The sequence below is a fragment of the Tropicimonas sp. TH_r6 genome, assembly GCF_033101155.1.
Classification (GTDB): domain Bacteria; phylum Pseudomonadota; class Alphaproteobacteria; order Rhodobacterales; family Rhodobacteraceae; genus Tropicimonas.
On record NZ_JAWMPX010000009.1, the window covers coordinates 75,237 to 91,354 of the forward strand.

Annotated in this window: 11 protein-coding genes; 10 read left to right on the plus strand and 1 reads right to left on the minus strand. The window is 61.8% G+C overall.

The window, feature by feature from the left end; all coding sequences use genetic code 11:
• The first annotated feature begins 226 nt into the window (after positions 1-226).
• The 10 genes from R3X27_RS11020 to R3X27_RS11065 all read left to right on the plus strand — a co-directional run bounded on the left by R3X27_RS11020 (position 227) and on the right by R3X27_RS11065 (position 13,408).
• On the plus strand, positions 227-946 hold the full coding sequence (locus tag R3X27_RS11020) for a FadR/GntR family transcriptional regulator (protein ID WP_317708907.1): 720 nt from the start codon (positions 227-229) through the stop codon (positions 944-946).
• Between the two features lie 302 nt (positions 947-1,248).
• Positions 1,249-2,055: a GntR family transcriptional regulator gene (locus R3X27_RS11025; protein ID WP_317708908.1), complete on the plus strand. Its 807-nt coding sequence runs from the start codon at positions 1,249-1,251 to the stop codon at positions 2,053-2,055.
• Between the two features lie 19 nt (positions 2,056-2,074).
• Positions 2,075-3,169 carry a sn-glycerol-3-phosphate ABC transporter ATP-binding protein UgpC gene (locus tag R3X27_RS11030; RefSeq protein ID WP_317708909.1) on the plus strand — a complete coding sequence of 365 codons (1,095 nt, stop codon included), beginning with the start codon at positions 2,075-2,077 and terminating at the stop codon, positions 3,167-3,169.
• A gap of 10 nt (positions 3,170-3,179) precedes the next feature.
• Positions 3,180-4,157, plus strand: a complete 978-nt coding sequence (locus R3X27_RS11035) for an ABC transporter permease (protein ID WP_317708910.1) — start codon at positions 3,180-3,182, stop codon at positions 4,155-4,157.
• Positions 4,158-4,169: 12 nt separating this feature from the next.
• Positions 4,170-5,051: a carbohydrate ABC transporter permease gene (locus tag R3X27_RS11040; protein WP_317708911.1), complete on the plus strand. Its 882-nt coding sequence runs from the start codon at positions 4,170-4,172 to the stop codon at positions 5,049-5,051.
• 32 nt (positions 5,052-5,083) lie between these two features.
• The gene (locus tag R3X27_RS11045) at positions 5,084-6,643 is read left to right on the plus strand and encodes an extracellular solute-binding protein (protein ID WP_317708912.1); all 1,560 of its coding nucleotides are present in this window, start codon (positions 5,084-5,086) and stop codon (positions 6,641-6,643) included.
• Between the two features lie 137 nt (positions 6,644-6,780).
• Positions 6,781-9,114 carry a DUF4962 domain-containing protein gene (locus tag R3X27_RS11050; RefSeq protein ID WP_317708913.1) on the plus strand — a complete coding sequence of 778 codons (2,334 nt, stop codon included), beginning with the start codon at positions 6,781-6,783 and terminating at the stop codon, positions 9,112-9,114.
• Between the two features lie 64 nt (positions 9,115-9,178).
• Positions 9,179-9,511: a cupin domain-containing protein gene (locus tag R3X27_RS11055; RefSeq protein WP_317708914.1), complete on the plus strand. Its 333-nt coding sequence runs from the start codon at positions 9,179-9,181 to the stop codon at positions 9,509-9,511.
• Between the two features lie 279 nt (positions 9,512-9,790).
• Positions 9,791-11,278, plus strand: a complete 1,488-nt coding sequence (purF, locus tag R3X27_RS11060) for an amidophosphoribosyltransferase (protein ID WP_317708915.1) — start codon at positions 9,791-9,793, stop codon at positions 11,276-11,278.
• Positions 11,279-11,485: 207 nt separating this feature from the next.
• Positions 11,486-13,408: a DUF3604 domain-containing protein gene (locus tag R3X27_RS11065; protein WP_317708916.1), complete on the plus strand. Its 1,923-nt coding sequence runs from the start codon at positions 11,486-11,488 to the stop codon at positions 13,406-13,408.
• Positions 13,409-13,818: 410 nt separating this feature from the next.
• Here R3X27_RS11065 and R3X27_RS11070 read toward each other — a convergent pair whose 3' ends face one another.
• Positions 13,819-15,630, minus strand: coding sequence for an SLC13 family permease (locus R3X27_RS11070; protein WP_317708917.1), 1,812 nt, complete (start codon positions 15,628-15,630; stop codon positions 13,819-13,821).
• Positions 15,631-16,118: the final 488 nt, after the last annotated feature.

The window sequence follows — 16,118 nt, forward strand, 5'->3', positions numbered from 1 at the left end:
GCAAAAAATGAACCGAAAAAACCCCTCCCTTGCGTAATCTTCCGCGCCAGTTCCGCGCGAATCTTTCGTTTCGGGCGGGACCGGCATGGGGGCGACAGATCGGCGGTTTTACAAATTTGTTCCTTGCGTATACATCAGGCGTCAGGGTGCTCGCCAACGTGCTCTGCTCGCCGTTTGGACGGAAAAGGGCAGGGTGAGGGGCGGGCAAGGGTAGGAGGAGAATGGAATGGCTGTGGCATCGGAGGGCGCTGGGGGGCGGCCTGTTCGGCCGGGAACGCTTTCGGACCAGGTCTACGAGAAGATACTCGCGGGCATCGCCGATGATTCCTATCCGGTTGGCAGCAAGCTACCCACGGAGCACGCGCTGTGCGACCGATACGGCGTGTCCAGGCCGGTCCTTCGGCAGGCCCTGCGGCAGCTGCGCGAAGATGACGTGATCCAGTCCCGCCAGGGCTCAGGTAGCTTCGTCAAGCGCCGGCCGGAAATCGCGGCGCTCGATTTCGCGCCGGTCGGCTCGATCGCCGATATTCAGCGAACCTTTGAATTCCGGGCGGCCATCGAGGGCGAGGCAGCCTTTCTTGCCGCTGAACGGCACACGGCCTCCGATCTCGACGCTATCCGCGCTGCCGTTCTGGAACTCGACCGCTGCGTGCGGGAAGGCGAGTTGGGCGTCGATGCGGACGAGGTCCTGCACGCCGCGATCTGTCGTGCCTCGGACAACCAGTATTTCGTCGCTGCCCGTGCTTCGATGCGGGAGAATATCCTGACCGGCATGAACCTGACCCGAAACCTGTCTCTGACCAAGACGCAGCAGCGTCTCGATCTGGTCCAGGCCGAGCATTATGTCATTCTCGACGCCATCGAGCGTCGGGATGGCGAGGCGGCACGGCAGGGTATGCGCGCTCATATCGAGAATGCCCGCAAGCGAGTCTTCGAGGGCGGCTGATTCCGTCAATCCCGAGTCGTTGCCGCTAAGGCACCGCCCATTTTCCGGGCGGGATTTGTGACGTGTCAGGGCGCTAACAAATCTCAGGTTGGTGCGAATAGTTGGAACTGGCATCTTACAAATCAGCCGTTGAGACCTGATTCTAACATTTTGATTCAAAATGTATTTTTTGACTTCCTTCCGAAGGGGGATCTGCCTTCCCAGGGGTCAGAATGTCATAATTTGTAAAGATTAATCTGGACAAATCATTGTTGTGAGATATTAGATCACCCAATCGTGACGCCCTGGGAGGGGGAAGTCTGTTGGAGGAATTCCTGGTCAATTGCCGCGCCGACCGCATCTCGACGGTGTCGGAACTGCTTGCCAGCGTCGAGCTGACATCGAAGGAAAGCAAGGTTTCCCAGATATTTGAACGGCTCCGGGCTCTCGTCGTCGAAATCAAGCTGCTCCCTGGACAGCAGATTTCCGAACTGGAAGTGGCCGAGGCGCTCAAGACCAGCAAGACACCGGTCCGCGAGGCGCTGATACGTTTGGAAGATGCCGGCCTGGTCAATATCGTCCCCAAGAGTGGAACATATGTCACCCCGATCCGGATCGATCGGTATCTCGAGGCTTGTTTCATCCGGGTCAACCTGGAGATCGGCGCAGTGCGTAAGGCGGCGCAGAAAGCCCATCTCGCGCCAGACGCGTTCCGGGCGCGGCTCAAAGGGTCCATCGCGGAGCAGGAAGCGGCCATCGAGGCCGAGGATTACGACAGCTTCTACGCGCTGGACGAGGATTTCCACCGCTCCTTCTACGAACTGGCCGGCGTGCCGGGCGTCTGGTGGACGGTGAAGGGCGTGCAGGCCGATCTCGATCGGGTGCGCCACCTGAAAATGCTCCGTCGGATCCGTCGGGGCCCGCAGCTCATCGAGCAGCATCGTGAGATTGCCGAGGCGTTGTGCGCCGGCAATCCGGCCGGCGCGGAGACCGCATTGCTGGCCCATATCGGCCGACTGGGAAGCGAGATCGAGACGCTCTCGCGCCAGCCCGGCCTGCTGGAAAATATCGAATCCCTCAATGCCGCCGTTGGGCGGCCCCAATCCTTGCGCGCACTCGAAGCGCGCTGAACCCAGAACCGGAGGTATGATGTCGGGCGTTTTTCTCGAAGGTATCGTCAAGCGATACGGCGCCGTGGAAGTGGTCCACGGGATCGATCTTGAGATCCAACCGCAGGAGTTCGTCGTGCTTGTCGGCCCGTCGGGCTGCGGCAAGTCGACCACCCTGCGCATGATCGCCGGTCTCGAGGAGATCTCGGACGGCGAATTGCGGATTGGCGAACGCGTCATGAACCGCGTGGCCCCCAAGGACCGCGACGTGGCGATGGTGTTCCAGAACTACGCGCTCTATCCACACCTGAACGTCGCCGACAACATGGCTTTCGGCCTGCGTATCCGCAAGACACCGAAGGACGAGATTGCCAAGACGATCGAGGAAACGGCGAAAATTCTGGGTCTGACCGAGTATCTCGAGCGCCGTCCGGCCGACCTCTCGGGCGGTCAACGCCAGCGCGTTGCAATGGGCCGCGCCATCGTGCGCCATCCCGCCGTGTTCCTCTTCGACGAGCCGCTCTCCAACCTCGACGCCAAGCTGCGCACCCAGATGCGGGCAGAGATCAAGCGCTTGCACAAGCGTCTTGGCGTGACCTCGGTCTATGTGACCCACGATCAGGTCGAGGCGATGACGCTCGCCGATCGGATCGTCGTCATGGCCGATGGCAATATCGAGCAAATTGGTACGCCTATGGAACTGTTCAACAATCCGGCGAACACCTTCGTCGCGGGCTTTATCGGCTCGCCGCCGATGAACCAGTTCGAGGCGACGCTGGAAGACAGCGATGCAGGCCCAATTGCCCACGCCAACGGCACGATGATCCAGCTGCATGGCCAGGAAGCGCTGCGCGGCTCCGCCGGGCGCGACGTGATCGTCGGCATCCGCCCCGAACATGTGATGCTGAGCGCCGAGGCGGGCACCGCCGAGATCCCGATCAGCCTCGACCTGATCGAGACCCTGGGCTCGGAGGCGCTGCTGCACACACATGTCGGGGACGTGCCCTTCGTCGCCAAGGTGGAGACCCATGGCGAGATTGGCCACCTGCAGGGCGTAAGCGCGCTGCATGTGAAGCCCGAGCGCGTCAAGCTCTTCGACAAGGATTCCGGCCGAGCACTCGGTCAGGTGGCCTGAGGACAGAGCAATGGCAATTGTCGACAAAGAATCATCAGCCGGGATCGAGAAAGTCGTCCCCAAGCTGACCCTGTCGCAGAGGTTGGATCGCATCTACCTGCACCTCCGTCGCGAATGGCAGATCTACGCCATGCTCGCGCCGCTTATCATCTGGTTCCTGATGTTCAACTACAGGCCGATGTACGGTCTGCAGATCGCCTTCAAGGACTATTCCGTGTTCCTCGGGATCGATGGCAGCCCCTGGGTCGGGTTCGAGCATTTCCAGACTCTGTTCCAGAGTGACCAGTTCGTCCGGGCCTTCAAGAACACGATCATCATCTCGCTGCTCAGCCTGTTCATCGGCTTTCCGATGCCGATCATCCTGGCTCTGATGTTCAACGAGATCCTGAACGAGGCTTATAAGCGGACAGCCCAGACCATCGTCTACCTGCCGCACTTCATCTCCTCGGTGATCATCGCCGGTATCATCATCACGGCTTTCTCGCCGTCGGCTGGTATCGTGAACACCGTGCTTGGCTGGTTCGGCGTCGAGCCGATCTACTTCCTGACGAAGCCGGAATGGTTCCGCCCGATCTTCATCGGCACGGGCATCTGGCAGGAAGCGGGCTTCCAGTCGATCGTCTTCCTTGCGGCCATCGCGGGTGTGAACCCCTCGCTCTATGAATCGGCCGTGGTCGATGGGGCGAACCGCTGGCAGATGATGTGGAAGATCACCATCCCCTGCATCCTGCCGACGATCATCATCATGCTGATCATCCGTATCGGTAACCTGCTGGAGGTGAGCTTCGAGATGATCATCCTGCTCTACCAGCCGGCGACCTACCAGACGGCGGACGTGATCAACACGTTCATCTATCGCCAGGGTCTGATCGGTGGGCAGTACGATGTCGCGGCAGCAGCCGGCCTGTTCAACGCAGTCATGGCCTTCTGCCTGGTGATGAGCGCCAACGCGATCGCCAAGCGCGTGTCCAAGACGTCGCTGTGGTAAGGAGATAAATCGATGAGAAACATGAATCTCTATTCCCGCGGCGACAAGTTCTTCGTCTATGCGACGATGGTTCTGGTCGGGGTCTTCACGATCTCAACGCTCTACCCGTTCATCTATATCGCTGCGATGTCCTTCTCTTCGGGCTTCGCGGCGAGAGCGGGCACCGTGGTCCTGGCGCCGATCGACCTGACATTGGCCGCCTATGAACGGGTGATGTCGGAGCCGGCCTTCTGGAACTCCTACAGGAACACCTTCATCTACACCTTCGGCGGCACGCTTACCTCGCTGCTTCTGGTGATCCCCGGGGCCTACGCATTGTCGCGCCCCAATCTCTGGGGGAGGCGCTTCTGGAACCTGCTGGTGGCCTTCACCATGTGGTTCAACGCCGGCATGATCCCGATCTGGCTGAACTTCCGGGACCTCGGTCTTCTGGACAGCTATTTCGGTATCATCATCGGCTTCGCGCTGAACGCCTTCAACGTCATCCTGCTGCGCAACTTCTTCGAGAGCATTCCTGACAGCTTCCAGGAAGCGGCGCGGATGGACGGTGCAAACGAGTTCCAGATCCTCTGGAAAGTGTTCGTGCCGCTCTCGAAGCCGGCCCTCGCGACGATCACACTGTTCTGCATCGTCGCCCGCTGGAACGGCTTCTTCTGGGCCATGGTGCTGCTGACCGACGAGGGGAAAATCCCGCTCCAGGTCTATCTGCGGCACACGATCGCGGCCTTGTCCGACGACGAGGAGTTCTCCTCGACGCTTCTGACCGCGCCCTATTCGGTGGAGACGGTAACAGCCGCCATCATCGTCTGCTCGGTCATCCCGGTCCTAATGATTTATCCCTTCGTCCAGAAGTACTTCAACAAGGGCATCATGCTCGGCGGGGTGAAGGAATGAACAAGTCGAACATCGCATACAGGGAGGTATCCATGCGAAATCTGACGAAACTGACAGCGGTTGCCCTGGCAACCTCGGCAATGACCTCGGTCGCGCCGGTCTGGGCTGAAGGGGATCACCTGATCTCCGACGAACCGCTGGAGCTGACGGTGCACATGCACCACAAGCGCTACACCAAGTATGACGAAGACTGGCCTGTTGAGCAGGCCGCGCGCGAGATGACCAACATTCATCTCAAGAACGTGACGGTCGGCTCCAACTCGACCTCCTCGGAAGAGGCGTTCAACCTGCTGCTGGCCTCCGGCAAGATCCCGGATATTGTCGGCACCTCGCGCATCAAGGACTTCGTCTTCCAGTACGGCCCGCAGGGCGCCTTCCTGCCGCTCAACGACCTGATCGACGAGCATGCGCCGAACCTGAAGGCCTATTTCGACGAGCGTCCCGAGGTCAAGGCAGCGCTCAGCGCCGCGGATGGCAACCTCTACTACATTCCCTACCTGCCGGACGGGAAATACGGTCGCGCCTTCTTCATCCGATATGATTGGCTGGAGACCCTGGGCCTGGAAGTGCCGAACACGGTCGAAGAATACGAAGCCGTGCTGCGCGCTTTCAAGGAGCAGGACCCGAATGGCAACGGCGAGGCCGATGAGGTTCCCTATTTCGCACGTCAGTGGGAAGAGCTGATCCGTCTCGTGACCCTTTGGGGCGGCCGCTCCTCGGGCTCCGACACCTATCACGACTTCTATGTCGACAATGGTCAGATTGCCTATCCCTACATGGGCGAAGGCTATCGCGAAGGCATCAAGAACCTCGCCCGCTGGTACGAGGAAGGCCTGATCGACGCCGAAGTCTTCACCCGTGGTTCCTCCGCGCGTGAGTTCCTGCTCTCCGAGAATCTCGGCGGCGCGACCCATGACTGGTTCGCTTCCACCTCGGGCTACAACACGACGCTGCAGGGCTCGATCGACGGCTTCGAGTTCAAGGCCTTCGCGCCGCCGGCGAACGTCAATGGCGACCGGATCGAAGAGCACCGCCGCATCCCGCTCAAGCCGGATGGATGGGCGATCGGTGGCACCAACAAGAACCCGGTCGAGACCATCAAGTACTTTGACTTCTGGTTTACCCCGGAAGGCCGGAACCTCGTGAACTTCGGTGTCGAAGGCGAATTCTGGGACATGGTCGACGGCAAGCCGCAGTTCAAGGAAGAGGTCCTGACCAACGGCCGTCCGATGAACTCGCAGCTCTACGAAGTCGGTGCGCAGCTCCACGCGCGCGGTTATTTCCAGGACTACGAGTACGAGAAGCAGTGGTCGAACGAATACGCACTCGAAGGTATTGCGCTCTATGATGAGGGTGACTACCTGATCGATCAGTTCCTCGGCGTTGCGATGAATGCCGACGAACAAAAGGTCTACGACAAGTATTTCTCCCAGGCACGGACCTACATGCTCGAGAAGCAGCAGGCCTGGATCCTCGGCTCCTCCGACGTGGAAGCCGAATGGGATGCATATCTTGACGAGCTGAATGACATGGGCATGAACAAGGTGCTCGAAGTCATGCAATCGGCTTACGACCGCCAGTACGGCGGCTGATAGGTCGTCTCTCAGGCGCCGCCCCCCGACGAGCATGGTGGGGGCGGCGCCGCTCCGAAATCAAATGAGCTTGCCCCGTCATTCCGGACGGGGCCTCATCTATCCGATCGAAACCTTAGAACCAAGGACGCCCGTCGATGCCTTCGACCTCCATGAAAGATGCCACCGCCTATCTCGATGAACCGAAGGCCGGCCGGCTGAACATCAAGTACTCCCCCGCAGGAGGCGAGGCGCTGGTCGAAAACCCACCCCGTTTCATGTGGCTGCCGGTGGTCGACGAGGGCGCGCATTATGTCCTGCGGGTCTCCATGGACGCCACCTTTCCGGAAGGCGAGACACAGGTCTTCACGGATATCCCGCTGAATTTCCTGACCCCGGATATTGTCTTCGCCCCGGGGCATTACCACTGGTCCTATGCCGTCTGGGACGCCGAGGCCTGCCAGCCCGCCACGGCCTGGAGCGGGGTTCGCGACTTCGTGATCCCCGAAGGCCTGCCGGAAGTGACGCTGCCCAGCCGTGCCAAGCGCTATGCCAACTCCGATATGGCACATCCGCGTCTCTGGCTTGGTCCGAAAGAACTGGCCGCTTTCAAGAAGGCCGTGGCCAAGGATCCCGATCACTGCACCTGGTCGACCTTCTACGAGAAATCCGTCACGCCCTGGCTTGACCGTGAAATCACACCGGAGATCAAGCCCTACGAGAACAACCAGCGCACGCCGCCGGTCTGGCGCCAGGGCTATATCGACTGCCAGGAGACGATCTACGCGGTCCGCCACCTCGCCGTTGCCGGTCATGTGCTGGGCGACCAGGCGATGCTGGACCGCTCCAAGGAATGGCTGCTTTCGGTCGCCGAATGGAACCCGAAGGGGACCACGTCGCGCGCCTATACCGACGAATGGGCCTATCGCATCGCCACCGCGCTCGCCTGGGGCTATGACTGGCTCCACGGCGAGATGACGCAGGAGGAGCGCGACAAGGTCCGCGCTGCCCTGCTCGAACGGACCCGCGACGTGGCCGATCACGCCATCCGCCACGCCAATATCCACACCTTCCCCTATGACAGCCACGCCGTGCGTTCGGTCTATGCGGTCATCATCCCCTGCTGCATCGCCATGCTCGGCGAGGAGCCGGAAGCGCAGGAATGGCTGGATTACTCGATCGAATTCCTCTCCACCGTCTACTCGCCCTGGGGCGACACCGATGGCGGCTGGGCTGAGGGCCCGCATTACTGGATGACCGCAATGGCTTACCTGGTCGACGGCGCCAATTACGTGAAGAACTTCGCCGGTTTCGACCTTTACCAGCGCCCATTCTTCCAGAAGACGGGCGACTTCCCGCTCTACACCAAGCCGCCCACCACGCGACGCTTCACGCTTGGCGATGACAGCACCATGGGCGACACGGTCTGCCTCAAGGTCGGCTACAACCTGCGCCAGTTCGCGGGTGTGACCGGCAATGGCGCCTATCAGTGGTACTATGACGAGGTGAAGCGGAACGACCCCGGCACCGAGATGATGTCCTACAATTACGGCTGGTGGGACCTGAATTTCGACGAGATGTGCTACCAGCATGACTACCCGACCGTCGAGGCGGAGCCGCCGGCGGATGACCAGCGCCTGCGCTGGTTCAAGGGCACCGGCTGGGCCGCGATCCAGCACCGCATGGGCAACCCCGACGAACATATCGGCTTCGTGCTGAAATCCAGCCCCTTCGGCTCGATCAGCCACAGCCATGGCGACCAGAACGCCATGGTCATGTCGGCCTTCGGCGAAGACCTGATGGTCAATTCTGGCTACTACATCGGGTTCAACACTTCGATGCACCGCAAGTGGCGGCGCCAGACGAAGTCGAAATGCACCATCCTGGTCAATGGCAAGGGCCAGTATGCCGACCGGGACAAGACCATGGCGATGCGCGCCACGGGCGATCTGGAACTGGCCGAGCAGCGCGAGGATCACATCTATATCCGCGGCAACGCGACCGAGGCCTACAAGGTGCTCTCGCCGGAAGTGACGAGCGTCACGCGCGAAGTCTATTTCGCTCATGACAGCTTCTTCGTCGTCGTCGACAGCATCGACGCCGACGAGCCGGTGAGCATCGACTGGTTGGCCCATGCCAATAATGGCTTCGATGTCGGCTCCGACAGCTTCCGCTATACCGGCGAACGGGCGGGCTATTATGGCAAGTTCGTCTTCTCCGAAGCCGGCATGCCGACCGTCGAGCAGATCAAGGGCTATGACGATGCTGACCCCGCTGAGTTCGAGGGCAAGCCCATCGGATCGCGGATCGTCGCGCGCTTCCCGAAGGCGAAGCGCCACCGCATCGCAACGCTGCTCGTTCCCTACCCGAAAGCTGCGCCGCGCCGGGTCTTCAACTTCATCGACGACCAGGGCTATGACGCCGATCTCTATTTCACCGATGCCGACGAGAATTCCTTCAAGGTTGTCGTGCAGAAGCTGATGAAAGCCTGATCTCCGATTGCCGGCGCTCCCGGGTGCCGGCAATTGCTTCCCCCTCTCACCACGGAGAAACCCGATGGACATTACCAATTTCTGCTTCAGCAAGGATCACGAGCTTCAGGATCTCGGCGGGGGCATCAGCCGCCGCATGGCCGTCTATGCCGAGAACGCGATGGTCGTCGAAGTGCATTTCGAGAGCGGCGCCGTTGCCGCCATGCACAACCACCCGCATGAGCAGATCTCCTACTGCGTATCGGGCGTGTTCGAGTTCACGATCGGCGAGGAGACGAAGACCGTTCGCGCCGGAGACACGACCTACAAGCAGCCGAATATCCCGCATGGTGCCAAATGCATCGAGGCCGGCATGCTGCTCGACTTCTTCACGCCCCATCGCGAAGATTTCGTCTGATCCCGCACAGGAACTCCCCCGCGGGTGAATAGTTCTCCAAGCCCGCGATATCAGCCGCCTCCGCCTTCGGGCGGGGGCGGTCCTTCTTTCGGGGCAGGGGGGACCGCTCCGGTCCAGTTTTCTCTGCAGTGCCGCGACAGCTGGTAGTTGCGCCCCGTGTCCGATCTGACCCGACGAAATTGAACGATCCGCGCCGTCGCCATGACAAAGGGATGACACCTGAAGTGTAAGCTCGTAAACAGACCGCGCCCCCTCTGCCGGATTCGGAGCCACCGCCTCATGCCTGCCGCGCTCGAAAACTCGAAGCCCTTCCTTGCCCACCCATTTGACGACGACAAACTCCGCGAGGAATGCGGTGTCTTCGGGGTCACGGGCGTTGCCGATGCCGCCAATTTCATCGCTCTCGGCCTGCACGCGCTGCAACATCGCGGCCAGGAAGCCGCCGGGATCGTCACCCACAACCAGGGTACGGGGTTCCACTCCGCGCGCCGCTTCGGCTACGTGCGTGACAACTTCACCTCCGCCAAGCTGATGGAAACGCTGCCCGGCGATCTCGGCATTGGCCATGTGCGCTATTCGACCGCTGGCTCCAAGGGCCGGACGGAGATCCGAGACGTGCAGCCCTTCTTTGGCGAGTTCTCCATGGGCGGGGCGGCGATTGCCCATAACGGGAATCTCACCAATGCGGATGCACTGCGCCGCGAGTTGATCGATCGCGGGTCGATATTCCAGTCCGGCTCGGACAGCGAATGCATCATCCACCTGATGGCCCGCTCGCTGCAGCGTGACATCCCCGAACGAATGAAGGACGCGCTGCGCCGGGTCGAGGGCGCCTTCTCTGTCGTGGCGATGACACGCACCAAGCTGATCGGCGTCCGGGACCCGCTGGGTGTGCGGCCGCTGGTGCTGGGGCGGATCGGCGATGGCTGGGTGCTGTCTTCCGAGACCTGCGCGCTGGACATCATCGGTGCCGAGTTCGTGCGTGAGATCGAGCCGGGCGAAATGGTCGTGATCGCGCCCAATGGTGGGGTGAAGAGTCACCGGCCTTTCGAAGCGCGGCAATCACGCTTCTGCATCTTCGAACATGTCTATTTCTCACGCCCCGACTCGATCCTCGGCGGTCAGTCGGTCTACGAGACCCGGCGTCAGATCGGTGTGGAACTGGCACGAGAGAATCCGGTCGATGCGGATCTCGTCTGCCCGGTGCCGGATTCGGGCACGCCGGCGGCCATCGGTTTCAGCCAGGAAAGCGGCATTCCCTATGCGCTCGGCATCATTCGCAACCAGTATATGGGCCGGACCTTCATCGAGCCCTCCGAACAGATCCGCAACATGGGCGTGCGGCTGAAACTGAACGTGAACCGGGCGCTGATCGCCGGCAAACGGGTGATCCTTGTCGACGATTCCGTGGTGCGCGGCACGACCAGCCGCAAGATCAAGGAGATGATCCTCGATGCCGGCGCCAAGGAGGTGCATTTCCGCATCGCTTCCCCGCCGACCGCCTGGCCCTGCTTCTACGGCGTGGACACACCGCAGCGCGAGAAGCTTCTGGCCGCGACCATGTCTGAGGATGAAATGCGCGAGCACCTTGCCGTGGACAGCCTCAAGTTCATCTCGCTGGACGGGCTTTATCGCGCCGTGGGCGAGGCCAAGGGGCGCGATCCAAAGGCCCCGCGCTATTGCGATGCCTGCTTCTCGGGCGAGTACCCGGTGGAGCCGTCCGATATGCTGGAGCGTGGCTTCAAGCTGAAGACGGCGGCCGAGTAGACGTCAGGCGCGTCCCGGCACGCAGCCCGCAGCACAACGAAAATCACGCATGGGTTGCAACACAGCCCGTCATCTCCTGTAAGCACAAATTTTTGTGGATTTTCAGCGAAGATGTGTCACCCTCAGGTTGTGCGGTCTCGTGATCGCTGCGTGCGGAGGCGACTTTGCACCGGTGCTTGCATGGACGGACCGACTGGGGAGGACCACATGCTGAAACTATTGTCGTCGGCGGCCTGTATTGCCGTCATTTCCGTGCCTGCCGCCGCGCAGATCGTTGTCAGTGAAGAGGCTGCGGAAGGCACCTTCGCCGCCCGCCCGTTTTCGCCTTATGCCAACCGGACCTTTCCGGAGCGGCCGCTCTGGGGCGAAACGCATCTGCATACCGGCCTGTCGCTCGATGCCGGTGCCTTCGGCAATATCCTCGGCCCGGATGATGCCTGGCGCTTTGCCAAGGGCGAGCAGGTGGTCTCCTCGACAGGGCAGCCGGTGCGTCTCAGCCGTCCGCTGGACTGGATGGTCCTGACCGATCACACCGACCTGATGGGCTTTGCGCCCGACCTTCAAGCCGGCGATCCCGGCATTCTCGCCGATCCGAAGGGGCGCGAATGGTATGAAGGGTATAGCCAGGGCGGCGAAGCGGCCGGAAAATCGGCCTTCGACCTGATCACCAATTTCTCGCAGATGACGTTGCCAGAGGCGATCGTCGAAGCCTACAGTCCTGGCGCCGATGCTTTTGCCTTCACCTGGGAGAAGATCGTAAAGGCGGCCGAGGATCACAACGAGCCGGGCAAGTTCACGGCCTTCATCGGCTTTGAGTGGACCTCCGTTCCCAAGGGGTTCAACCTGCACCGCAACGTGATGCTGCGCGATGGCGCGGTGCGGGCCTTGCAAGTGGTGCCGCCGGTGACGCAACCGCCCATGGGCAGCACCGACCCTCTCTCGCTCTATGATTGGCTTGAGGCCTATCAAGAGAAAACAGGCGGCCGGGCCGTCGCGTTTTCGCATAATGGCAACCTGTCAAATGGCTGGCTCTTCCCGACGGAAGGCACGTATCACGGTGGCACGGTCGACGAAAACTACGTGACCCAGCGTGCCAAGTGGGAACCGCATTATGAGATCACCCAGATCAAGGGGGACGGCGAAGCCCATCCCTATCTGAGCCCGGAGGATGCCTTTGCCGATTATGAGAACTGGGATATCGGCAACCTGGATCTTACGGAACTAAAGACGCCGGAGATGCTGAAGGGGGAGTATGCCCGCGAAGCACTGAAACAGGGATTGGCCCTTGAAGCGAAACTGGGCGTGAACCCCTACAAGTTCGGCCTGGGCGGCGCGACGGACAGTCATACGGGGCTGACCACCGCCGAGGAGGAAAACTTCTTCAACAAGTCGGTCAGCGTCGAGCCATCGCCAACGCGGATCGAGCATCCGTTCATCGCCAGTGACCTCGGCGAGATCCCCGGCCACATGATGGTTGCCTCGGGCTACACGGCGGTCTGGGCAGAGGAAAACACGCGGTCGGCGATTTTCGATGCTTTCAAGCGGCGCGAGACATATGCGACCACCGGTCCTCGGATCGGGGTGCGCTTCTTCGGCGGCTGGGAGTTCACGGAGGACGACATTCGCACCCGCTCCATCGCCGAGGCCGGATATAGCCGGGGCGTGCCAATGGGTGGGGACCTTCGCCCGCGCGAAGGGAATGTAGCGCCGTCTTTCCTGATTGCTGCCCTGCGCGATCCGATCGGAGCCAATCTCGACCGGGTGCAGGTCGTGAAGGGCTGGATGGACAGCGAAGGCGCGTTGCAGGAAAGGGTCTATGACGTTGCATGGTCCGGGGATCGCGTGCTGGATGCCGATGGCAATCTGCCGGAGGTCGGCAACACCGTGGATCTTGAGACCGCGAGCTGGAGCAACACGATCGGCACGTCGGAGATCGCCACTGTTTGGAGCGACCCCGATTTCGATCCGGCCGAGCGAGCGTTCTATTACCTGCGCGTGCTGGAGATTCCGACCCCGCGTTGGGTTGTCTATGACAAGCTGCGCTTCGGAATCGAGTTGCCGGAAGAGGCGCAACTGATCCACCAGGAGCGGGCGTATTCTTCGCCGATCTGGTACACGCCCGAGGGGTGACCCTTGAGATCCGCAGTTCGGGAACTTGTGCCCGTGCCGGGCATACAGCGTGACCCGAAGGGTGGGTTCCAGGCCGAGAATGCCGCTTCCCGCTTCCAGGTCAGGCGCCAGGTTCTAGCGCTAGCCGCATGCGATGCCGGGCGCGTGCCGCCGAGCCGTCGATGGGCTTTCGCGGCCCCTTCGGGGCCACGGTCCCATCTCGGCTCGAGCGGCGGTGGCACCGCTGCGCGGTGCCTGCCTTCGGCAAGGAGGAGCCGAGGTGCGGATCTTTTTTTGCACGTCGCTTGCGTCTCGTGGAACCGCGCCCGCTGACGCGGGCGCCCGGCCCAACGGGACAAGGGCATCTCTGATGCCCGCGGACGGGCGGGAGCGCTACCCGGTCGGTCCCAGCGCAGTCGTCTGTTCTGCGCTCAGAAAGGGAAAACCAGCGGGATCACGAAGATGGCGATCAGCATGACCAACACGGTCAGAGGCAGGCCGCATTTGAGAAAATCGATGAACTTGTAGCCGCCCGGATTGACCACCAACGTGACCACCGGCGATGAGACAGGCGAGGCGAAACCCGCCGAGCCTGCAACCAGAACGGCGATGGCCATCGGCATCGGGGACACCCCCATCGAGATCGCCGCATTGACGGCGATAGGCGCAACGAGCACCAGCGTTGCCGTATTGGACAGGATCCAACTCAGTGACATCGTCAGGAAGAACATCGCGAACATCACCGCGCGCGGGTTCTCCGCCCCGGCCATGCTGATCAGCCCGTCTACGATGATCTCCGTCCCGCCCGTCTTGTCGAGCGCAGTGGCCAGTGGCAGCATTCCGGCGATCAGTACCAGCGTCTCCAGCTTGATCGAGCGATAGGCCTGGTTGGTCGAGACCGTTCCGGTCAGCACCGCAGCGATTGCTGCGAGGATCACGGCAATGGTGATCGACATTCCGCCCAGAGACACAGCGATCATCGTGAAGAGGATGATCATCGCGATCCAGAGCTTGTTCGAGTTGGGCACGGACAACGCGCGTTCGGCCGGCTCCTCGAGGACAACGAAGTCGCGGGAGCGGCTGTTGATACGGTCGAGCTTGGTCCATTTTCCGGCAACCAGCAGCCGGTCGCTCTTGCGTAGTTTCTCGTCCTTGAAACTGGCAACAGGATCGGGGCCGCGCTTGAGTGCCAGCACTTCGAGACCGTAAACAGACCGGAACTCCAGATCCTCGATGGTCTGGCCGAGCACGCTGGCCTCTGGGTGCACCATGACTTCCATGATACCCAGCGTGTCGATCCAGGCATTCATGTCGTCATAGAAACTGCTGACAAACTCGATGCCGGGGCGGTCCCGGAACGCGGCCATTTCGGCCTCCGAGCCAACGACGACGATGAGGTCCCCGGGCTGGAAATCCATGCCCGAGGAATACAGCGAGGTGTTGGCATTGCCGCGCGGTCCGCGCCGGCGGCGGGCGAGGATGCGGGGGGCAGAGAGCTCGAATTCGCGCGCTGCCGCGCCTTCATAGGCATGTTCGAGCCGAAGCACCTCGACCCGTTCGACGCCGTGGTCGCGATACATCTCGGCAAAGGAGCGACTGCGGGTCCGGGGCTGGTCGGAGCCGTCGGCATATTTCGGGCCAAGCAGGTGACGGCCGACAAAGGCGAAGAAGACCAGGGTTCCGGCGAGAACGATGAAGCCGATAAGCGAGAAGCTGAAGAAGCCTAGCGGTTCGCCCGTCGCGTCGCGCAGCGCGTCCGAGACGGCGAGGTTGCCCGGTGTACCGATCAGCGTGAGCATGCCCGAAAGCAGCGCGCCGAAGGACATCGGCATCAGCAGCCGTGCGGCGTTGATACCGGTGTCGCGGGCCACGCGCATGACGATGGGGATGAAGATCGCGACCACCGCCGTCGAGGACATGACCGAGCCCAGCAGCGCCGCCCCCGCGCAGAGCGGGATCATCAACCGGACCTCGTCACCCTTGCCCTGTTTCAGGATCAGATCGCCCACGGTGCGGGCGACGCCTGTGCGGTCCAGCATTTCGCCGACCACGAAGAGACCGGCAACCATGATGATAATCGTGGCGCCGAAGCCAGCAACGGCCTCGGTCGGGGTCAGGATGCCGGTGAGCGCCAGTGTCACGAGGACCAGCAGCGCGATCAGGTCGTAGCGGACCCGGTTGGAGGCCATCATGATCGCCGTGAGGCCGATCAGGTAGAAAACGATTGTTGCGTCGCTGGGCATGGCAGCTTTCCTCAGGCGGGGCGCGGTTGCTTCGCTTTTGTCTTAAAGCAGGGTGGTGCCGACTGCGCCAGTCCCGAAGGCGAGTGAGGGCAGGTGGCGTCGCGGCGGAATGCGTGTTGGGGCACCTCCCGGCGGAATGGGGTGCCGTTCGCTCGGGGGCCAGGAAGCTTCAACTGGTGCCGTGCCGGCGTCAGCCAGTCGGGCCGGGCGGCCGTTGGCTGGAAAGCGTTCGCCCGTGTGTGTGTGCCAATGGCGCTCCCTCCCGTAATCTCCGTGCGGGGTCTTGCAGCATTCAGGTTCGGCCCGGGCGAGCGGTGGCCGAAGTCTTGGCGTCGGCGTCCACTCCGGGCGATTCTGACCTGCCGCGCAGCCGGGATCGTCGCTCGGAATACCGGGACAACACTCCACGCATCACAGTTTCGAAATCGACAGGGACTGCGCGGAAAATTGCCAGCCCTTTACGCCTCCTCGCGCGATTTTCGGCCCAG

Excerpts from the sequence above, each read along its gene's own strand:
- R3X27_RS11065 (WP_317708916.1), top strand. The coding sequence starts at position 11,486 with ATGCTGAAACTATTGTCGTCGGCGGCCTGTATTGCCGTCATTTCCGTG.
- R3X27_RS11040 (WP_317708911.1), top strand. The coding sequence starts at position 4,170 with ATGAGAAACATGAATCTCTATTCCCGCGGCGACAAGTTCTTCGTCTAT.
- R3X27_RS11050 (WP_317708913.1), top strand. The coding sequence starts at position 6,781 with ATGCCTTCGACCTCCATGAAAGATGCCACCGCCTATCTCGATGAACCG.
- R3X27_RS11030 (WP_317708909.1), top strand. The coding sequence starts at position 2,075 with ATGTCGGGCGTTTTTCTCGAAGGTATCGTCAAGCGATACGGCGCCGTG.
- R3X27_RS11035 (WP_317708910.1), top strand. The coding sequence starts at position 3,180 with ATGGCAATTGTCGACAAAGAATCATCAGCCGGGATCGAGAAAGTCGTC.
- R3X27_RS11070 (WP_317708917.1), bottom strand. The coding sequence starts at position 15,630 with ATGCCCAGCGACGCAACAATCGTTTTCTACCTGATCGGCCTCACGGCG.
- R3X27_RS11020 (WP_317708907.1), top strand. The coding sequence starts at position 227 with ATGGCTGTGGCATCGGAGGGCGCTGGGGGGCGGCCTGTTCGGCCGGGA.
- purF (WP_317708915.1), top strand. The coding sequence starts at position 9,791 with ATGCCTGCCGCGCTCGAAAACTCGAAGCCCTTCCTTGCCCACCCATTT.
- R3X27_RS11055 (WP_317708914.1), top strand. The coding sequence starts at position 9,179 with ATGGACATTACCAATTTCTGCTTCAGCAAGGATCACGAGCTTCAGGAT.
- R3X27_RS11045 (WP_317708912.1), top strand. The coding sequence starts at position 5,084 with ATGCGAAATCTGACGAAACTGACAGCGGTTGCCCTGGCAACCTCGGCA.